This window comes from Streptomyces apricus (assembly GCF_008369065.1).
GTDB classification, from domain to species: domain Bacteria; phylum Actinomycetota; class Actinomycetes; order Streptomycetales; family Streptomycetaceae; genus Streptomyces; species Streptomyces apricus.
This window is the reverse complement of record NZ_VDFC01000008.1, coordinates 1-19,655: the sequence shown is the minus strand read 5'-3', so window position 1 is coordinate 19,655 and position 19,655 is coordinate 1. Positions and strand designations below refer to the sequence as shown.

Below are 19,655 nucleotides of genomic sequence, written 5' to 3'. Positions count from 1 at the left end.
AACGGATGCTTTCCCCGTGCGCAGGGTGTCGGAAGGCGCAGGAAGGGGACTCGGGCGACGGAAGTGGAACACGATCGGCTGGAGGATTCCCACCATGCGCGCACTGACCTGGCAGGGAAGGCGTGATGTCCGCGTGGAGACCGTGCCCGACCCGCGGATCGAGAAGCCCGACGACATCGTCGTCAGGATCACGACGACCGGTCTGTGCGGGTCCGACCTCCACCTGTACGAACTCTTCGGCCCCTTCATCGACCCGGGCGACATCCTCGGCCACGAGCCGATGGGCATCGTGGAGGAGGTGGGCCCCGAGGTCACCGCACTGGCCCCCGGCGACCGGGTGGTCATCCCCTTCAACGTCTCCTGCCGCGACTGCCACATGTGCAACCAGGGGCTGCATTCGCAGTGCGAGACGACCCAGGTCCGCGAGTACGACAGCGGCGCCAGCCTCTTCGGGTACACCAAGCTGTACGGGCAGGTGCCGGGCGGGCAGGCGGAGTTCCTGCGGGTGCCGTTCGGCAACCGGCTGCCCATCAAGGTGCCCGAGGGCCCGGCCGACGACCGCTACGTCTACCTCTCCGACGTCCTGCCCACCGCGTGGCAGGCCGTGGAGTACGCGGCGATCCCGCCGGGCGGCAGCGTCACCGTGCTGGGCCTCGGCCCCATCGGGGACATGGCCACCCGCATCGCCCGGCACCGGGGCGCCGGCCTGGTCATCGGGGTGGACCTCGTCAAGGAGCGCCTCACCCGGGCCAGCGCCCACGGGGTGACGTGCTTCGACGCCCGGATGGACGGCAAGGACCTGCTGGCCGCCGTCCGGGACCTCACCGACGGGCGCGGCACCGACGCGGTCATCGACGCCGTCGGCATGGAGGCGCACGGCGCGCCGTTCGCCAAGGCGGCCCAGTGGGTCACGAGTCTGCTGCCCGACGCGGTGGCGCAGCCGATGATGGAGAAGGCGGGGATCGACCGGCTGGCGGCCCTGTACACCGGTATCGAGCTCGTCCGCCGCGGCGGCACGCTCTCCGTCTCGGGCGTCTACGGCGGAGCGCTCAGCCCGATGCCGCTCCTGACGATGTTCGACAAGCAGATCCAGATGCGCATGGGCCAGGCCAACGTGTGGCGCTGGGTGGACGACATCCTGCCGCTGCTCACGGACGAGGACCCGCTGGGCGTGGACACGTTCAAGACGCACTCCATGCCGCTGGAGGACGCGCCGAAGGCGTACGCGATGTTCCAGGCCAAGGAGGACGGAATGGTCAAGACCCTCCTGAAGCCGTGACGCACCCCGCCACGACGACCAGTGCGACGACCAGCGCAATGACCGACACGACCGGCACCACGACCGGTACGACGACGACCGCCGCGACAGCGACGGGAGGAGCAGCGATGACACAGGAACCCACCCCGTCCCAGGCCGAGGGGGACCGGGGCGACGACGCCGCGAGCTCGTCCGAGGACGAGCGCGACGGACAGCGACCGGTGCGGCAGACCACGCCCTCCCAGGCCGAGGGGGACCGGGACGACGCCGGGGAGCAGGACGACGACCAGGCCTGACGGACCGACGACCGACGACCGACGGAGGTGCTCGAACATGTCCAATCCGCAGCAGCCCGAGCAGCGGCGCAGCGACAAGGGCGGGGCCACGCCCCAGGACAGCGCGGAGCTCAAGGCCCGCCAGGCCGGCGGCCCGGGCGGCACGCAGGCCCACGGGACGGACAAGGGGAACAAGGGTGGCGGCGAGGGCGGCGGAACCCCGCCCGACCAGCAGCCGGAACACCCCTGACGGACCGGCCGCGGATCCGGTGGGACCCGGATCCGCGGCCTCCTCGTGTCCGGCTGCGCCGGATGGCGGAAAATAGCTGAAAACTGCTGGTGAGCAATGGTTTGTGCCAGGTGTCAGGGGTACTCAGCCGGTCCCCCCGACGCTTGGAGACGCGATGACCGAGAAGAACCCGCTCAAGGCCGTGGCGGCGAAGGCCGCCGAAGCGCTGCACGGGGACGGCCCGGCGGACGGCGTGCCCGGCAAGCCCGGAGTGAAGACCCCTCCGGTGGAAGAGCCGACCACGCCCCAGGAGCCGCTGCCGCCCAAGCCCGACCAGGGTGCGCCCGAGTACGTCAGCCCCACCGGGCGGCCGACGGGCGCGGACCGGTACCTGCGGGCCCAGGGAGACGCCTACCTGACCACGGCCCAGGGCGCCCGGCTCCCCGACACGGACCACTCCCTGAAGGCCGGCGCCCGCGGGCCCGTCCTCCTGCAGGACCACCACCTGCGGGAGAAGATCACCCACTTCGACCACGAGCGCATCCCGGAGCGGGTCGTGCACGCCCGCGGCGCCGCCGCGCACGGCGTCTTCCAGGGCTACGGCACCGCCGCGCGGATCACCAAGGCCGCCTTCCTCGCCGAGGGCGTCGAGACCCCGGTGTTCGTGCGGTTCTCCACGGTCCTCGGCTCACGCGGCTCGGCGGACACGGTCCGCGACACCCGGGGCTTCGCGACGAAGTTCTACACCAGCGAGGGCACCTTCGACCTGGTCGGCAACAACATCCCGGTCTTCTTCATCCAGGACGCCATCAAGTTCCCGGACGTCATCCACGCCGGGAAGCCGCACCCCGACCGCGAGATCCCGCAGGCGCAGAGCGCCCACGACACCTTCTGGGACTTCGTCACCCTGCACACCGAGGCCACCCACCACACGCTGTGGAACATGTCCGACCGGGGCATCCCGCGCTCCTACCGGACGATGGAGGGCTTCGGCGTCCACACCTTCCGGCTGGTGGACGCCGAGGGCGGCACCACGCTGGTGAAGTTCCACTGGAAGCCCAAGCTCGGCGTGCACTCCCAGACGTGGGAGGAGGCGCAGATCACCGCCGGCGTCGACCCCGACTTCCACCGCCGGGACCTGTACGACGCCATCGAGGCCGGCGCGTACCCGCAGTGGGAGCTCGGCGTCCAGGTCTTCCCGGACAACCCCGAGCAGACCTTCGAGGGCATCGACCTGCTGGACTCGACGAAGATCGTCCCGGAGGAGCTGGCCCCCGTCCAGCCGATCGGCCTGCTCACGCTGAACGCCAACCCCACCAACTTCTTCGCCGAGACCGAGCAGGTCGCCTTCCACGTCGGCCACCTGGTCCCCGGCATCGACGTCACCGACGACCCGCTGCTGGCCGGCCGGCTCTTCTCCTACCTGGACACGCAGATCAGCCGGCTGGGCGGGCCGAACTTCGCGCAGCTGCCGATCAACCGCCCGCACGCCCCGGTCAACGACATGCTGCGGGACGGCATGCACCAGACGGCCGTGCACACCGGCACGGCGCCCTACAAGCCCAACTCGCTCGACGGCGGCTGCCCGTTCCTGGCGGGGGCGGACACCGGCGCGTTCATCGAGACGCCGGTCGAGGTCACGCAGGGCCGCAAGGTCCGCGAGGCGCCCGCGTCCTACTCCGACCACTTCAGCCAGCCCCGGCTGTTCTGGCTCAGCATGACGCCGGTGGAGCGCGAGCACATCGTGAACGCGTACACCTTCGAGCTGAACAAGTGCTACGAGCAGCCGATCAAGGAGCGGGCGCTGCAGGTCCTCGCCAACATCGACACCGAGCTGTGCGAGCAGGTGGCCGCCGGGCTCGGGCTGCCCGCGCCGCAGGCGACCGTGCCGCTCGCGGAGCCCGCGCCCAGCCCGGCCCTCTCCCAGGTCGGGGCCACCTGGCCGCTGGACGGGCGGATCATCGGCATCGTCACCGACGCGCAGGGCGACCTCGACGGGGTCCGCGCCGTGCGGGAGGCGGTCCTGGACGCCGGGATGGTCCCGCTCGTGATCGCGCCCACCGGCGGGGTGCTCGACGCCGGGGCCGAGCCGCTGCAGGCGCAGCGCACCTTCGCGACCGCCCGGTCGGTGGAGTTCGACGCCGTCCTGGTGGCGGGCGTGCCCGGGCCCGGCAAGGACGCGCTCGGGGCCAGGGACTCCAAGGCCGGGGACGCGGGGCTCGACGTGGTCGCCGACCCGCGGGTCACGCTGCTGCTGACCGAGGCGTTCCGGCACGGCAAGGCCGTCGGCGGCTGGGCCGGGGCCGACGCGGTGCTGTCGGCCGCCGGGATCCCGGCGGGGGCCGCCGGTGTCGTGACGGCGGACAGCGGGCCGGGTGCGCTGGAGCGGGTCACTGCGTTGCTGGGGGCGCACCGGGTGTGGGAGCGGTTCGGCACGGCGCTGTAGCCTGCCGGCCCGCCTGCCGACCGGCCCGGGTCCGGAGACGTCTGTGCGTCGTCGGGCTCGGGCCGGTGGGGGCTGGGCGCGCAGTTCCCCGCGCCCCTAACGGGGCCCTCCTATCGGGGACCTTCCCGCAACACCTTCTCCAGGGCGGCCAGGGCCGTGCGGAGGTCCTCCTCCGTGATCGTCAGGGGTGGGGCCAGGCGGATGGTGGAGCCGTGGGTGTCCTTGACCAGGACGCCCTCGCGCATCAGGGACTCGCTGATCGCGCGGCCCGTGCCGATCGCGGGGTCGATGTCGACGCCCGCCCACAGACCGCGGGCCCGGAAGCCCCGTACGCCCTTGCCGAGCAGCGCCGTCAGGCCCTCCCGCAGCAGGACGCCCGACTCCTCGGCCCGGCGCTGGAACTCGCCGGTCGCCAGCAGTTCCACCACCGCCGACCCGACCGCCGCGGCCAGCGGGTTGCCGCCGAACGTCGAACCGTGCTCGCCCGGCCCCAGCACCCCCAGCACCTCGCGCCGCGCGACCACCGCGGAGACCGGCACGATGCCGCCGCCGAGCGCCTTGCCGAGCAGCAGCACGTCCGGCACGACCCCCTCGTGCTCCACGGCCAGCGTGCGGCCCGTGCGCCCGAGTCCCGACTGGATCTCGTCGGCCATGAACAGGCAGCCGGCCCGCCGGGTCAGCTCGCGCACGCCCCGCAGGTAGCCGTCGTCGGGGATCACCACCCCCGCCTCGCCCTGGATCGGCTCGATCAGCACGGCCGCCGTCGTCTCGTCGACCGCCGCTTCGAGCGCCGCGAGGTCGTTGTACGGGACCACGCGGAACCCGGGGGTGAAGGGGCCGAACCCCGCCCGGGCCGTCTCGTCGGTGGAGAAGCTCACGATCGTCGTCGTCCGACCGTGGAAGTTGTCCGCGGCCACCACGATCGTCGCCCGGTCCGGCGCGACGCCCTTCACGTCGTACGCCCACTTGCGGGCCACCTTGATGCCGCTCTCCACCGCCTCGGCGCCGGTGTTCATCGGCAGTACCATGTCCAGGCCGGTCAGCGCGGCCAGCGACTCGGCGAAGTGGGCCAGCCGGTCGTTGTGGAAGGCCCGCGAGGTCAGCGTCAGCTCGTCGAGCTGGCGGTGCGCGGCCGCGACCAGGGCCGGGTGGCGGTGCCCGAAGTTGAGCGCCGAGTAACCGGCCAGCATGTCGAGGTAGCGGCGGCCCTCGACGTCCTGGACCCAGGCGCCCTCGGCGCGGGAGACCACCACGGGCAGCGGGTGGTAGTTGTGCGCGAGGACGGGCTCCTCGGCGCGGATCAGCTCGGCGGACGAGCGCAGGGAACGGCCGGTCGCGACGGTCATGGGCGGATCTCCTGGGTGCAGCACTTGATGCCCCCGCCGGCCTTCTGGAACTCCGACAGGTCGACGGGGACGGGGACGTAGCCGTGGCGTTCGAGTTCCCCCGCGAGGGCCTCGGCGCGCGGCGCGATGAAGACGTGGCGGCCGTCCGAGACGGAGTTGAGACCGAACACCATCGCGTCCTCGCGGGTGGCGACCACCGCGTCCGGGAAGAGCAGGCGCAGCACCTCGCGGCTGCCCGCGGAGAACGCCTCCGGGTAGTACGCGATGTTCGCCTCGGGGCCGTCGTCGAGCACGAACAGCGCGGTGTCGAGGTGATAGAAGCGAGGGTCCACCAGTGTGAGGCTGACCGTGGGGACGCCGAAGTACTCCTGCGCCTCGTGGTGGGCGGCCCGTGCCGTACGGAATCCGGTGCCGGCCAGCAGGTGGCGGCCGGCGAACACCAGGTCGCCCTCGCCCTCGCACACCGACTCGGGGTGGTGGACGTCGAAGCCCGCGCTCTTGAACCACGTCTCGTACGCGGTCGACTCCGGGCGGCGCTGCGGGGCGTGGAAGAGCGAGCCGAACACCCGCCCGGCCACGACCAGCGCCGAGTTCGCGGCGAAGACCATGTCCGGCAGGCCGGCGACCGGCTCCACGCTGTCGACGGTGTGGCCGTGGGCGCGGTAGGCGCGGACCAGCTCCGCCCACTGGCCGCGGGCCAGATCGACGTCGACCTGTACGTCCTCGTGCATCCAGGGGTTGATGGCGTACTGCACGGCGAAGTGTCTGGGTTCGCAGACCAGGAATCGTCTGGGGCGCGGCACACGGCTCATGGGCACAGAGGTTTTCCTCCGCTTTCCTGCGTGTCGGGTGGGATGTCTCCACGGTAGGAAGCGGGGGAGCGGCGCGACAAGAATCAAGAGATGCGCATCACCGCAGGAACGCTGCGTGTTCCGGCACCCCGGCGCACGTTCGCTGCGTGATCTGCTCCGAAAGAGTGAAACCTACTCCTCCGGGGCCGCCTGGTTCGCCCCCGCCTCCGGGCTCTCCGGCAGCAGGTGCGACAACACCATGAAGCTGACCGTCTTGCGGATGAACGGCTCCACCCGGATCCGCTCCAGCACCTCCTCGAAGTGCTCCACGTCCCGCGCCCGCACGTGCAGCAGCGCGTCCGCGCCGCCGGTCACCGTCATCGCGGCCGTGATCTCCGGATGGTTGCGCACCACCTCCGCGAGCCGCCGCGGGGGCGCCGCGCCCTCGCAGTACACCTCCACGTACGCCTCCGTGCGCCAGCCCAGCGCGGCCGGTCGCACCGTCGCCGTGAACCCGGTGATCACACCCGTCTCGCGCAGCCGGTCGGCCCGGCGCTTGACCGCGGTGGCGGACAGCCCGATCGCCGCCCCGATCTCGGCGAAGCTCGTACGGGCGTTCGCCACCAGGGCCGTCACGATCTTGCGGTCGAGATCGTCGAAGGGAGCGGGCGTGGATCGCATGCGGGCACTGTATCCAGCGGCGATCCCGCCGCGGCGACCCTGTCCGCCGCATGTGCAGACGTACGGATTGCTCCTAGACTCCGGGGTCATGCTGCGCGCCCTCGCCGTCGACGACGAACCGCCCTCCCTCGAAGAGCTGCTCTACCTGCTGGACGCCGATCCGCGGGTGAGCAGCGTCGAGGGCGCGAGCGACGCCACGGCGGCGCTGCGCCGGATCAACCGCGCGCTGGAGAGCGGTCCCGGCGGCGACGAGGGCATCGACGTCGTCTTCCTCGACATCCACATGCCCGGCCTCGACGGACTCGACATGGCACGGCTGCTCGCCGGGTTCGCCAAGCCGCCGCTCGTCGTCTTCGTCACCGCCCACGAGGGGTTCGCCGTCCAGGCCTTCGACCTCAAGGCCGTCGACTACGTCCTGAAGCCGGTCCGCCGCGAGCGGCTGGCCGAGGCCGTGCGCCGGGCCGCCGAGCAGCTGGACGCGGCGGCGCCGATACCCGTGCACGAACCCGACCCCGACCACATATCCGTCGAGCTCGGCGGGGTCACCCGGTTCGTCGCCGTCGAGGACATCACCCACGCCGAGGCGCACGGCGACTACGCGCGGCTGCACACCGCCCAGGGCAGCCACCTCGTCCGCATCCCGCTCTCCACCCTCGAAGAACGCTGGCGCCCGCGCGGGTTCGTCCGCATCCACCGCCGCCACCTCGTCGCCCTCGGCCACATCAGCGAACTGCGCCTGGACGCCGGTACCGTGAGCGTCCTGGTCGACTCGGTCGAACTCCAGGTCAGCCGCCGGCACGCACGAGAGCTGCGGGACCTGCTGATGCGCCGGACCGCGAGTTGAGGAGGCCGGAGTTGCCGCACGACCCCGCCGACCGCCGTACCGCCGCCGACCGGCGCGTCGTCGTCACCGGGCCGCCGCGCCGCACGCGCCCGCTGAGCCGCTACCGGCCGCGCACCGAGATCGACGAGCAGACCACCCTCGGGCACACCTACGTCCGATCCCTGATGCGCAGCCAGCTGCGGGCCGCGCTCACCGTCTTCGCCGTGCTCGTCCTGCTGGTGGGCCCGCTGCCGCTGGTCTTCACCGCGATGCGCGACAGCGCGGGCGTCGAGTGGACCGTCCTCGGCTTCTGCGTCTACCCGCCGCTGGTGCTGCTCGCCCGCTGGTACGTACGCCGCGCCGACCGCAACGAGAAGGACTTCGTCCGCCTCGTGGAGGACCGCTGAGCCCGTGAACGAGAACTACGCCGTCCCGGCGGTCGCGCTCGTCGTCGTCGCAACCGTCTTCGTCGGGGCCTTCGGCCTGCGCATCTCGCGCACCACCTCGGACTTCTACGTGGCCTCGCGCACGGTCGGCCCCCGCCTGAACGCGGCCGCCATCAGCGGCGAGTACCTCTCCGCCGCCTCCTTCCTCGGCATCGCAGGACTCGTCCTCGTCCAGGGCCCCGACATGCTCTGGTACCCGGTCGGCTACACCGCCGGCTACCTCGTCCTGCTGATCTTCGTCGCGGCCCCGCTGCGCCGCTCCGGCGCGTACACCCTGCCCGACTTCGCCGAGGCACGGCTCGCCTCCCAGGGCATGCGGCGGCTGGCCGGAGCCTTCGTCGTCGGCGTCGGCTGGCTGTACCTGCTGCCGCAGCTGCAGGGCGCGGGCCTGACCCTGAACGTGCTCACCGGGGCCTCCAAGTCCCTCGGCGGCGTCATCGTCGCGGTCGTCGTGGTGGCGACCGTCGCCGCGGGCGGCATGCGCAGCATCACCTTCGTGCAGGCCTTCCAGTACTGGCTCAAGCTCACCGCCCTGCTCGTCCCCGCGCTCTTCCTCGTGCTGGCCTGGCGGGAGGACGGCGCACCGCGCGCCGCCTTCGACGAACCGGCCACGTTCCGCGAGCAGCGGGTCGTACGCGTCGACGCCCGCCTCGACCTCAGGCTCGACCGGCCGCTCACCGTCACCGCGGACGGCACGGTCGACGGCGTCCGCCACGAGGACCGGCGCGTCCGGCTGCCCGCGGGCGTCCACCGCATCGAGAAGGGCACCCGGCTCTCCTTCACCGAGGGCGACCCGGTGCCGGTCGCCGACCGCGGCAGCAACGGCGGCATGTCCACCTCGCTCGCCGCGGGCCGGGAGGAACGTCCGCTGTACGCCACGTACGGGCTGATCCTCGCCACCTTCCTCGGCACCATGGGACTGCCGCACGTCGTGGTGCGCTTCTACACCAGCCCGCACGGCGTGGCCGCCCGCCGCACCACCGTCGCCGTGCTCGTCCTGATCGGCGCCTTCTACCTGCTGCCGCCCGTCTACGGGGCACTGGGCCGCCTGTACGCCCCCGAGCTCACCCTGACCGGGGACGCCGACGCCGCCGTCCTGCTGCTGCCCGACCGGGTGGTCGGCGGCCTCGGCGGGGACCTGCTCGGGGCGCTGGTGGCCGGCGGGGCCTTCGCCGCGTTCCTGTCCACGGCCTCGGGGCTGACCATGGCGGTGGCGGGCGTGCTCACCCAGGACGTGCTGCCCTCCCGGGGCGTGCGGCACTTCCGGCTCGGCACGGGCCTCGCCATGATCGTGCCGCTCGCGGCGAGCATGCTCGTGGGCGGCCTGCCGGTCGCCGACGCCGTCGGGCTCGCCTTCGCCGTGTCCGCCTCCTCCTTCTGCCCGCTGCTCGTCCTCGGGATCTGGTGGCACCGGCTCACCCCGCCGGGCGCCGCCGCCGGGATGCTCGTCGGCGGCGGCTCGGCGCTCCTCGCGGTCGCCGCCACCATGGCCGGGCTCCCCAGGACGGGCGCGCTGCACGCCCTGCTCGCCTGGCCCGCGCTGTGGTCGGTGCCGCTGGGCTTCCTCACCATGGTCCTGGTGTCGCTGGCCACGCCCCGGCGGGTGCCGGCCGGGACGGCGGCGATCCTCGCCCGTTTCCACCTGCCCGAGGAACTCGCCGGGGGACAGGTACGCACGGAGGTCAAGGCATGAGCGGTTTCCTGGCGGGGCTCTGCGTGGCCGCGCTGCCCCTGCTGGCGGCCGGCTTCTGGTTCGGCCGGCGCACCGCGCGCTCACCCAGCCCCGGCGGCCTCGGCACCCCCGTCGAGCACGCCACCTTCGAGACCCTGCACACCGCCTCGCTCGCCGCGCCCCCGCTGCGGGCCGGGCTCACCGGCGAGACGGCCCGCAGGTCCGCGCGGCGGCTGCGCACCCTGCTCGGCACCGACGCGCTCTGCCTCACCGACCAGGAGACCGTGCTGGCCTGGGAGGGCGCGGGCGAGCACCACCGGGACCAGATCATGGAGCGGATCGGCGGCCCGCTGGAGACCGGCCGCGGCGAGGCCTTCCGGCTGGTCTGCGACGAGCCCTACTGCCCGCTGCGCTGGGCCGTCGTCGCGCCGCTCACCGTCGACGACCGGGTGCACGGCGCGCTCGTCGCCTGCGCGCCCCGGGAGTCGGCCGTCCTCGTGCGGGCCACCGGCGAGGTGGCCCGCTGGGTCTCCGTCCAGCTGGAACTCGCCGATCTCGACCAGTCCCGCACCCGGCTGATCGAGGCCGAGATCAAGGCGCTGCGGGCCCAGATCTCCCCGCACTTCATCTTCAACTCGCTCGCGGTGATCGCCTCGTTCGTGCGCACCGACCCCGAGCGGGCCCGCGAACTCCTCCTGGAGTTCGCCGACTTCACCCGCTACTCGTTCCGCAGGCACGGCGACTTCACCACCCTCGCCGACGAACTGCACGCCATCGACCACTACCTGGCGCTGGTCCGGGCCCGCTTCGGCGACCGCCTCGCGGTCACCCTGCAGATCGCGCCCGAGGTACTGCCGGTGACCCTGCCCTTCCTCTGCCTCCAGCCGCTGGTCGAGAACGCCGTCAAGCACGGCCTGGAAGGCGGTTCGAGCAAGATCGACAAGCGCCGCATCGGCATCACCGCGCAGGACGCCGGCGCCGAGGCGCTCGTCGTCATCGAGGACGACGGCCCCGGCATGGACCCGGGCCGGCTGCGCCGCATCCTGGCGGGGGAGGCCGACCCCTCGGACGGCATCGGCCTGTCGAACGTCGACGACCGCCTGCGGCAGGMGTACGGCGACGACTACGGACTCGTCATCGAGACCGCGCCGGGCGCGGGGATGAAGATCACCGCCCGGCTGCCGAAGTACCAGCCGGGCGTGCACTCCGCGGGACGTGTCAGGTGGGACGCGACGCCACCATCGCCAGGGTGATGAGGCCGAGCACCACCCAGCCGAACCACAGCCAGCCGCTGCTGCCGAGGGCCACCGTGTAGGCGGTGACCATCACCAGACCGCCTACGGTGAGCACTCCCATGGTCTTCGTGGAACCGGGCATCGCGGCACCCTCCTCATGGCTCGCCTCCCTCCATGGTGCCCCCGTCCTGCCGGATTGCGGTGCAGACGACGTAATGAGTTCCGGAGTTCCAGGCGCTCTTGCCCACCCAGGAGGACGATTCGTAGGTGTTCGGGTCGTGGCCGTAGTCGTTGGGCGGCCTGTTCGCCTGACAGGCCGCGGTCGCCCGCTCCTCCGCCTCCCGCAGGCTGGTGTCCTGGCTCAGTTGCAGGAAGTCGAGGACCTTCTGCTGATGCGGCCCCTTGCACGAGACCAGTTTCGCGCTGTTGTCGCTGATCTTGTCGAGACAGTCGCGCTTCTGCATGGTCGCCGTGTCGGTGAACGCGGTCCCCGGTGCGCGGTGGCTGCCGAGCGGGCCGAAGAGCGCGTGCCCGGTCGAGTCCAGCAGGAGGCAGGCGACGCGACGGCCGGCCGCGTCGAAGCCGTCCTCGGTCGGCAGGACGGCGTAGGACCTCACGGCCGCGAGGCTCTCACGGGTCCTTTCGGTGCGCCGCTCGCAGCGGGCGGGCCCTTCGGAGCGGGCCTCGCGCGCCGACGCGACCTCGAAGACCGCCATCACCTGGCCCTCGGTGCCGTTGTCGAGGCACTCCGGCACGACGTCGAGCCCCGGCCGGCCGGTGAAGGGGGCGGCGCCCCGCCAGTCGGCCGCGACGCAGTCCCCGTCCTTGAGCGGCTCGGAGAGCCCGATGGCGCTGCCGTAGGGCGACGCGTCCCGGCTCTTGCCGCCGCCGCCCGGCGGGTTGCCGACGGCGTACCAGGTGCCGGCGCCCGCCAGGGCCAGCCCGAGCGCGGCCCCCAGCACGGCCGGCAGGACGCGCCTGCGGCGGTGGCGGCGGCCGGGCGGTGCCGGGGGAGGGCCGTAGCCCGGTCCGCCGGCGGGCCAGGCGGCCGGGGCCTCCCGGCGGGCGGCGGCCGAGGACGGCTGCTGCCCGGCGGCCGCCGCCGCGTACCACTGCGAGCCGTCCCCCGAACCCTGCGGAGCCTGCGGGACCTGCGGAGCCGGTGGCGTGCGCGGGGCGGCCGTGGCGGTGGCGGCGTCCGCCCACGGCGGCTCCGAACCCTGGTCGAGCCGGGTCCGCGGATGCGCCTGGGGCGTCAGGATCGCCGACAGCGCCGCCGCGGTCTCCTCGGCCGTGATCCGGTGCACCGGATCCTTGGTGAGCATGGCCGACAGGAGCGGTTCCAGGGCGCCCGCGCGGAGCATGGGCCGCGGCTCCTCCAGGACCACGGCGGTCAGCGCCGCGAGCCCCGACTCGCGGTCGAAGGGGCCGTACCCCTCGACGGCGTAGTAGAGCGTGCAGCCCAGCGAGAACAGGTCGGCGGCCGCGGTGGGCGGCCCGCCCTGGGCCCGCTCGGGCGCCAGGTAGGCCGCGGTGCCCACCAGGGCCGAGGTCAGCGTGTACCGCGTCTCGTCGCCGTCGGGCTGCACCGAGATGCCGTAGTCGGTGAGCAGGACCCGGGCGTACGGCGATCCCGTGCGGTCCGGGGCCAGCAGGATGTTGGCGGGCTTCACGTCCCGGTGCATGACCCCGCGCTCGTGCCCGGCGGTCAGCGCGTCCAGCACGGCGAGCCCGATGCGGGCGCACTCGGCGGGGGCCAGGGCGCCGCGCAGGGCGACCAGGGCGCTGAGGTCCAGCGCCCCGGCCACGTACTCCATCACGATCCAGGGCAGGCCGTCGTGCTCCAGGACGTCGTGCACGGTCACCACGTGCGGATGGCCGCGCAGACCCGCGGCGTGCCGGGCCTCGGCGCGGGCCCGGGCGACCCGCGCCGAGCGGTCCTGGTCCGCCTCGGCCGGGTCGCGGAACACGATCTCCTTCAGCGCGACCTCGCAGGCCAGCCGCTGGTCGTACGCGCGCCAGACGTGGCCCATGCCGCCACTGCCCAGCCGGTTCAGCAGGAGGTACCGGCCGGCGATGACCCGGCCGACTCCCGACTGCGGTGTTCCTGATGCCATCCGGTCACTCCCGGGGTTCTGCTGCGTGGGTGCCTAGGCCGGGGCCCGGGCCGCCGTGCCGGTGCCCGTGCCCGGTCCGGTCGGCTGAGCGGGGTCGCTCGACACCGGTCCGCCGGACGCCGATCCGGTGACGGTGGGACCGGGACCGGCGGACGTCGGATCGGCCGTGGGCGGTGTGCCGGACACGGTCGAGGGCGGCGGGCCGGCCGTCGTGGGTTCCGTGGGCTGCTCCTCGGGCGGCGGCTTCGGGGTGCCGCCGCCCGACGTCGGGTCGTCCGGTGCGGACGAGCTCGGCGTGCCCGGGGTGGACGAGCCCGGGGTGGACGAGCCCATGCTCGGTGTGTCCGGGGACGCGGGGGTGCCCGGTCCGTCCGTCGCGGTCCCGGACGACGACTCCTCACCCGGCGTCTCCTCCGGGGGTGACGCCGGGTCGTCGGGCGTACCCGGCGTACTCGACTCCCCACTCCCGTCCCCGTCCCCGTCCTCGTCGCCGGTGCCGTCCCCGTCCCCGGTRGTGCCCAGCGCCACCGTCGCCCCGAACTCCAGCGGTGTCCCCGCCTCGGGATCGGAGGACGTCACCACGGCGTCGGCCGGCGGGAGCTCCTCCGGGTACGCCACCGCCAGCCCGCGCGCGGACAGCTCCATGCTCGCCTCGGCGAAGGTCCTGCCCACCACGGTCGGCACGGCCTGTTCCTCCGTCGTGTCGAACGTGGCGTCGGCGTCGCCCGTGCTGCCGACCGGACGGCTGATGCCGGTGCCGGGGTCGTCCACGTCCAGGAGCGCGATCTGCTTCAGCGGCCGCGGCGAGGGCCGTACGGTCACCACGCCGGACTTGTCGTAGCCGTCCCACCGGTCGTTGCCGTCCTCGAACTCGACCGAGATCTTCTGCGGATCCTTGTCGAAGCTCTTCAGTGGATTTCCGCAGGAGCACTTCACGGCGGGAAGTCCCTGGTCGTCCACCAATKCCGCGACACCCGCCTCCAGCAGCGAGTCGTAGGGGACGGCCCTGCCCTTCTTGTAGTCGTGGTTCTTCACGAGGGTGTCGTGACGCAGCAGGACCGGTGTGAGGCCGTCCAGGTACTCCCCGATCCGGTCAGGGGAAATGCCGACGACGCGCGCCCATTCCCTGGCCTTTTTCCGGTTCCGGGGATCGGTGAGGAAATCCTTCAGCCGTTCGACGTCGCAGACCTGCTGTTTGCGCGTCCCCCCGTACAGACCTGGGGTGTTGCCCTGTTGCAGGCCGCTCTGCGGCCGCTCGGACTTTACTTCCCCGCGGTCCTTGCCCAGCGAGCCGTCTTCCTCGAAAAAGGGTGCGAGTGACGGTATTCCGGCCGCGACGGCCTTCACCGCGAACAGGCGCTGTTCACTGCACCCACTGAGGATCAGTACGGCGGTCAGCAGGACGGCAATCCTCCGGACCACGGCTTTTCCGGTCCTGAGTGAGCATGCGTGAATGGTCATACCGCTCCCCCCGGCGGCGGTTCCCCCGAACCCTGCAGAACGGAAGCAGGGCGTCACGCATCATGCTACTGAATGGAAAAGCCTTTCGGTCAAGCGGAATTGTCAAAGGGTGGGGAGTGACCGGGAGGGGAAAAGGGACTCAGCGACCGCGTGCGTCGAGTGTGGCCAGATAGGCGTTGTACGCCTCCAGCTCCTTGTCGCCGTCCCGGTCGGCCGCCCGGTCCGAACGCCGTGCCTGCCGCTCCTCGGAGCGGTGCCACTGGAAGAGCAGCGCCAGCAGCACGAGCACGGACGGGATCTCGCTGAACGCCCACGCGATACCGCCTGCGGCGGTCTGGTCGGAGAGGGCGTCGATGCCCAGAGAGGCGGGCGGGTTCTCGTACGTGGAGACCATCGGCCCGGACGCCATCATCAGCGCGATGCCGAAGAACGCGTGGAACGGCATGCCGGCGAACAGCTCCAGCATCCGCATCAGGTGACCGGGGCGGTGCGGACCGGGGTCGACGCCCATGATCGGCCAGAAGAAGACCAGGCCGACGGCGAGGAAGTGGCACATCATCGCGATGTGCCCGGCCCGCGACCCCATCAGGGAGTCGAAGATCGGGGAGAAGTACAGCGCGTACAGGCTGGCGATGAAGAGCGGGATGGTGAAGGCGGGGTGCGTGACGACCTTCATGTACCTGCTGTGCAGGAACATCAGCAGCAGCTCGCGCGGCCCCTTGCGGTCGCGCCCGGCGGTCGGCAGCGCGCGCAGCGCGAGGGTGATCGGGGCGCCGAGCAGGATCAGGATCGGCGACAGCATGCTGATCACCATGTGCTGCACCATGTGCACGCTGAACATGACCATGCCGTAGTCGTTCAGTCCGGTGCAGAGCACCAGCATGACGGTCAGGACACCGACGACGAACGCCGCGGTCCGCCCGACCGGCCAGGCGTCACCGCGGCGCACCAGCCGCAGCACACCCCACCCGTACAGCCCGAGCCCCACGAGGCAGGCGACGAGGAAGAACGGGTCCGGGGACCACTCCAGTCCCCGCCCCAGCGTGAACGGCGGCAGATCCATGGAAGTGCCGTGCCCGCTGTGATCCATCCGCCGGCTCCTGATTCGTACGGTTTGAGCGCTGTCTGTCCGCACCCAGACTAGAACCGCCCCCGGCCGGAGCCACTACCGGGGGGCGTCCCGTCAGGAGCGCCCCGAAGGGGCGCGGGACCGTGTCGATGTGCGGCTCCGCCGCGTGGGCGCGCTCGGCCACGATGCACCCGCAGCCGGGTACGTGTCTAAAGCACGCACTCCGCTTCCGCGTACCGCTCCTCCGGAACGGTCTTCAGCGTCTCCACCGCCTCCGCGAGCGACACCATCACGATGTCCGTCCCCCGCAGCGCGGTCATGTGGCCGAACTCACCGCGGTGCACCGCCTCCACCGCGTGCCACCCGAACCGCGTGGCGAGCACCCTGTCGTACGCGGTCGGCGTCCCCCCGCGCTGCACGTGCCCGAGGATCACCGGCCGGGCCTCCTTGCCGAGCCGCTCCTCCAGCTCGATGGAGAGCTGCCGGGCGATGCCCGTGAACCGCTCGTGCCCGTAGACGTCCTTGCGGCCCTCGTCGTAGCTCATCGTGCCCTCGCGGGGCTTGGCGCCCTCCGCGGCGACGACGATGGCGAACTTCTTGCCCGCCGAGAAGCGCTCGCCGACCTTGGCGGCCAGCTCCGCGATGTCGAAGGGCCGCTCCGGCACGACGATCGCGTGGGCGCCCGCGGCCATGCCGGAGTGCAGCGCGATCCAGCCGGTGTGGCGGCCCATGACCTCGACGATCAGGACGCGCTGGTGGGACTCGGCGGTGGTCTTCAGCCGGTCGAGGGCCTCGGTGGCCACACCGACGGCCGTGTCGAAGCCGAAGGTGACGTCCGTGACGGCGATGTCGTTGTCGATGGTCTTCGGCACCCCGACGATCGGCAGACCGCTGTCGGACAGCAGACGGGCCGCCTTGAGCGTGCCCTCGCCGCCGATCGGGATGATCGCGTCGAGTCCGAGGTCCTGGAGGTGGCCCCGGGCCCGCTCCACCCCGTCCCGCAGGTGCGCGGGCTGGACCCGGGAGGAGCCGAGCATCGTGCCGCCGCGAGCCAGGATGCCGCTCACCGCGTCGAGGTCGAGCTTGAGCCAGTCGCCCTCCAGCAGGCCCTTCCAGCCGTCCCGGAAACCGATGACCTCGTCGCCGTGGTCGACGACGGCGCGGTGCACGACGGACCGGATGACGGCGTTCAGGCCGGGGCAGTCGCCGCCGGACGTGAGGACACCAATACGCATAGTCCGGAATACCTTCTCAACGTGGACCGGGAACCGGACCGCGCTGTCCGGCAGGACGCCGCCACCCTACCGGCGGCAGGGGGCGGATCCGCAGGGTGCGTCCGCCTGCTGGACGTGCCCGCTCACCTGTGCGGGCACGTCGCCGGATGGGCCGTGGAACCCGGGGTCAGGCGGGCTGCTGGGCGGCCGCGATGCGCTCGGTGCGCAGCGCCTCGTACCACCGGTCGTCGATCGGCGGCAGCGCGTTGACGTCGAGCGCCAGCTTGAGCAGCAGATCGGCGATCAGCGGGTTCCTGGCGAGCACGGGCCCGTGCATGTACGTACCGAAGACCGTGTCGTTGTACGCGCCCTCCGTGCCGTCGCCCGTCCCGTTGCCCTTGCCCAGGCGCACGTTCGCGAAGGGGCGGGCGGTGGGGCCGAGGTGGGTGACGCCCTGGTGGTTCTCGAAGCCGGTCAGCGGCGGCAGGCCCAGGCGCGCGTCGATGTCGCCGAACACGTCGCCGACGCACCGCTCGCCCTCGCCGCGCGTGGAGTGCACGTCGAGCAGGCCCAGGCCCGGCTCGCGCTGTCCGAGGTCGTTGATGAACTCGTGGCCGAGGATCTGGTAGCCGGCGCACACCGAGAAGACGATCGCGCCGTTGCCGACCGCACGCTCCAGGCCGCCGTCGCGGCGCAGCCGCTCCGCCGCGAGCCGCTGCGGCCGGTCCTCGCCGCCGCCGATGAGGTAGATGTCGCCGGAGGTGGGGATCGGCTGGTCGCTGCGCACGTCGAGGCGGGCCACGTCCAGACCGCGCTGGCGGGCGCGGCGCTCGACGACCAGCGCGTTGCCCTGGTCGCCGTACGTGCTCAGCAGGTCCGGGTAGATCCACACGAGCCGAAGGCTGTTGTCGCTCATTCTCTTCGTCCTCCGGGGTTCAGTTGCCGACACGACGCCTCAAGTCCTGGAAAGCGGTGTAGTTCGCGATGACCTCGATCCGGCCGGGCGGCGCGAGCTGCACCGCCTGGTCGAGGGTGTCGCACACCTGGAACGACTGGTTCGCGACCTCCAGGCGCACGGCGAGGTCCAGCTTGCGGTCGCCGAGCACGAAGATCGGGTGGCCGGTGAGCCGGGTGTAGTCGACGTCCCACAGCCAGGAGGTGTCGGTGCCGTCGGCGCCGCGCGCGTTCACCGAAAGGATCACCGGGGTCGGCGGCGGGTCGATCAGGGAAAACGTTTCGAGCCAGCCCGCCGGGTTCTTGGCGAGCAGCAGCCGCAGGTCGCGCTGCATGAACTGCACGACGTCGTAGCGGCCGGCCACGGCCTGCACCTGGTACATGCGTTCCAGGGCGACCTGCGGCGGTACGCCGAAGACGGCGGCGACGGCGGCCGACGAGGCGGCGTTCGCCTTGTTGGCGCGGCCCGGCAGCTGGAGGTGGATCGGCCAGGCCGAACCGTGCGGGTCGAGGACGTGGTCCCCGGAGAGCGCCCAGGTGGGCGTCGGGCGGCGGAAACCGCACTCGCCGCAGAACCAGTCCTCGCCGGGGCGCTGCATCACACCGCCGCAGGACGGGCACGACCAGGCGTCGTCCTTCCACATCTGCCCCGCGGCCACCCACACCACGTTCGGGGAGGAGGACGCGGCCCAGACGACCAGCGGGTCGTCGGCGTTGGCGACCACGACGGCCTTGGACCCGGCCAGGCCCTCGCGCCAGTGCTCGGCCATCATGCGGGTCTCGGCGGCGCGGTCGAGCTGGTCGCGCGAGAGGTTGAGCAGGGCGATGCACTTGGGATCGGTGTCCCGCGCCACCCCGGACAGGTACTTCTCGTCGACCTCGATCACCGCGAACCGCGATTCGGAGCCGCCGGCCAGCGCCGAGGTGATGCCGGCGGGCATGTTCGCGCCCAGCGCGTTCGAGACGACGGGCCCCGCGGCCCGCAGCGCCTCGGCGATCAGCCGGGTCGTGGTGGTCTTGCCGTTCGTGGCCGACACCAGGATGACGTCCAGGTGCTGGGCGAGCCTGGCCAGCAGGTCGGGGTCGAGTTTGAGTGCCACCCGGCCGCCGATCACCGATCCGCTGCCGCGGCCCGCGGCACGTGATGCCGCCGCGACCGCCTTGCCCGCTGTCACGGCGAGCTTGGCCCGCGGTGACAGCGGGTCCGAGTTGCCTGCCATCAGTTCTCGATCCTCCTTGCGTACGGCGCCGCGCCCTGCCCCCGGCAACGTGTGGCCCTCAGCCTATCGAGATCCACTCGCAGGCCCGAACCGCGGCACCACTCCGGCGGGCCCGGGACAGTGAGGACCGTACCCTTGCGGCCATGCGACACGGCTCGATCCCCGGCGCCCGAGGGCGCGTTCTCCCCCTGACCCTGCTCGGCGACCCCGTGTTGCGAACACCGTGTGAAGAAATCACGGAGTTCGGTCCCCAACTGGCCCGTCTGGTCGAGGACATGTTCTCGACGATGTACGCGGCGCGGGGGGTCGGACTGGCCGCGAACCAGGTCGGGAAGTCGCTGCGGGTGTTCGTATACGACTGTCCGGACGACGACGAGCGGCGGCATGTGGGGCACGTGGTGAACCCGCGGCTCGTCGA

The 19,655-nt window shown here is 72.4% G+C and carries 19 protein-coding genes; 9 read left to right on the top strand and 10 right to left on the bottom strand.

The annotated features are described in order from the left end of the window. The first annotated feature begins 94 nt into the window (after window positions 1-94). The 4 genes from FGF04_RS03080 to FGF04_RS03065 all read left to right on the top strand — a co-directional run bounded on the left by FGF04_RS03080 (window position 95) and on the right by FGF04_RS03065 (window position 4,208). On the top strand, window positions 95-1,279 hold the full coding sequence (locus FGF04_RS03080) for an alcohol dehydrogenase catalytic domain-containing protein (RefSeq protein WP_149509643.1): 1,185 nt from the start codon (window positions 95-97) through the stop codon (window positions 1,277-1,279). Window positions 1,280-1,386: 107 nt separating this feature from the next. Further along, window positions 1,387-1,554 (top strand): hypothetical protein, encoded by a 168-nt coding sequence (locus tag FGF04_RS03075; protein ID WP_188113944.1) that lies wholly within the window; start codon window positions 1,387-1,389, stop codon window positions 1,552-1,554. A 37-nt stretch (window positions 1,555-1,591) separates the two neighbouring features. Further along, window positions 1,592-1,783 (top strand): hypothetical protein, encoded by a 192-nt coding sequence (locus FGF04_RS03070; RefSeq protein WP_149509641.1) that lies wholly within the window; start codon window positions 1,592-1,594, stop codon window positions 1,781-1,783. Window positions 1,784-1,937: 154 nt separating this feature from the next. Further along, window positions 1,938-4,208, top strand: coding sequence for a catalase (locus FGF04_RS03065; RefSeq protein ID WP_149509640.1), 2,271 nt, complete (start codon window positions 1,938-1,940; stop codon window positions 4,206-4,208). A gap of 110 nt (window positions 4,209-4,318) precedes the next feature. On the opposite strand, the gene rocD is transcribed toward FGF04_RS03065, so the two are convergent. From rocD to FGF04_RS03050, 3 genes are all read right to left on the bottom strand, one after another. Then, window positions 4,319-5,554 carry an ornithine--oxo-acid transaminase gene (gene rocD, locus FGF04_RS03060; protein WP_149509639.1) on the bottom strand — a complete coding sequence of 412 codons (1,236 nt, stop codon included), beginning with the start codon at window positions 5,552-5,554 and terminating at the stop codon, window positions 4,319-4,321. After that, on the bottom strand, window positions 5,551-6,366 hold the full coding sequence (gene ddaH, locus FGF04_RS03055) for a dimethylargininase (protein ID WP_408055582.1): 816 nt from the start codon (window positions 6,364-6,366) through the stop codon (window positions 5,551-5,553). The genes rocD and ddaH overlap by 4 nt, the downstream gene beginning before the upstream one ends. A 171-nt stretch (window positions 6,367-6,537) precedes the next feature. Then, a complete protein-coding gene (locus tag FGF04_RS03050; protein WP_149509637.1) occupies window positions 6,538-7,026 on the bottom strand; it encodes an Lrp/AsnC family transcriptional regulator in 489 nt (162 codons plus the stop codon). Window positions 7,027-7,114: 88 nt separating this feature from the next. On the opposite strand from FGF04_RS03050, the gene FGF04_RS03045 reads away from it, so the two are divergent. From FGF04_RS03045 to FGF04_RS03030, 4 genes are read left to right on the top strand one after another with little or no spacing between them, the layout of a single operon-like run. Then, window positions 7,115-7,870 carry a LytR/AlgR family response regulator transcription factor gene (locus FGF04_RS03045; RefSeq protein WP_149509636.1) on the top strand — a complete coding sequence of 252 codons (756 nt, stop codon included), beginning with the start codon at window positions 7,115-7,117 and terminating at the stop codon, window positions 7,868-7,870. Between the two features lie 11 nt (window positions 7,871-7,881). Next, a complete protein-coding gene (locus tag FGF04_RS03040; RefSeq protein ID WP_149509635.1) occupies window positions 7,882-8,256 on the top strand; it encodes a hypothetical protein in 375 nt (124 codons plus the stop codon). Window positions 8,257-8,260: 4 nt separating this feature from the next. After that, window positions 8,261-9,988 (top strand): sodium/solute symporter, encoded by a 1,728-nt coding sequence (locus FGF04_RS03035; protein ID WP_149509634.1) that lies wholly within the window; start codon window positions 8,261-8,263, stop codon window positions 9,986-9,988. Continuing rightward, window positions 9,985-11,220 (top strand): sensor histidine kinase, encoded by a 1,236-nt coding sequence (locus FGF04_RS03030; RefSeq protein ID WP_149509633.1) that lies wholly within the window; start codon window positions 9,985-9,987, stop codon window positions 11,218-11,220. The genes FGF04_RS03035 and FGF04_RS03030 overlap by 4 nt, the downstream gene beginning before the upstream one ends. On the opposite strand, the gene FGF04_RS03025 is transcribed toward FGF04_RS03030, so the two are convergent. The 7 genes from FGF04_RS03025 to FGF04_RS02995 form a co-directional block, all read right to left on the bottom strand. Next, a complete protein-coding gene (locus tag FGF04_RS03025; RefSeq protein WP_107018800.1) occupies window positions 11,186-11,344 on the bottom strand; it encodes a hypothetical protein in 159 nt (52 codons plus the stop codon). The genes FGF04_RS03030 and FGF04_RS03025 overlap by 35 nt on opposite strands. 13 nt (window positions 11,345-11,357) lie before the next feature. Next, window positions 11,358-13,319: a serine/threonine-protein kinase gene (locus tag FGF04_RS03020; protein ID WP_149509632.1), complete on the bottom strand. Its 1,962-nt coding sequence runs from the start codon at window positions 13,317-13,319 to the stop codon at window positions 11,358-11,360. A gap of 33 nt (window positions 13,320-13,352) precedes the next feature. After that, window positions 13,353-14,741, bottom strand: coding sequence for a PASTA domain-containing protein (locus tag FGF04_RS03015; RefSeq protein ID WP_235882158.1), 1,389 nt, complete (start codon window positions 14,739-14,741; stop codon window positions 13,353-13,355). 178 nt (window positions 14,742-14,919) lie between these two features. Then, window positions 14,920-15,870 (bottom strand): cytochrome c oxidase assembly protein, encoded by a 951-nt coding sequence (locus FGF04_RS03010; protein ID WP_149509630.1) that lies wholly within the window; start codon window positions 15,868-15,870, stop codon window positions 14,920-14,922. 188 nt (window positions 15,871-16,058) lie between these two features. Further along, the gene (locus FGF04_RS03005) at window positions 16,059-17,084 is read right to left on the bottom strand and encodes a 6-phosphofructokinase (protein ID WP_149509629.1); all 1,026 of its coding nucleotides are present in this window, start codon (window positions 17,082-17,084) and stop codon (window positions 16,059-16,061) included. 166 nt (window positions 17,085-17,250) lie between these two features. After that, window positions 17,251-17,979, bottom strand: a complete 729-nt coding sequence (locus FGF04_RS03000; RefSeq protein WP_149509628.1) for a type 1 glutamine amidotransferase — start codon at window positions 17,977-17,979, stop codon at window positions 17,251-17,253. 19 nt (window positions 17,980-17,998) lie between these two features. Further along, window positions 17,999-19,237: a MurT ligase domain-containing protein gene (locus FGF04_RS02995; protein ID WP_149509627.1), complete on the bottom strand. Its 1,239-nt coding sequence runs from the start codon at window positions 19,235-19,237 to the stop codon at window positions 17,999-18,001. Window positions 19,238-19,380: 143 nt separating this feature from the next. Between FGF04_RS02995 and FGF04_RS02990 the strand changes: the two genes are divergently transcribed. Further along, window positions 19,381-19,655: peptide deformylase (locus FGF04_RS02990; RefSeq protein WP_188113943.1), on the top strand; the 275-nt coding region annotated here is incomplete at its 3' end.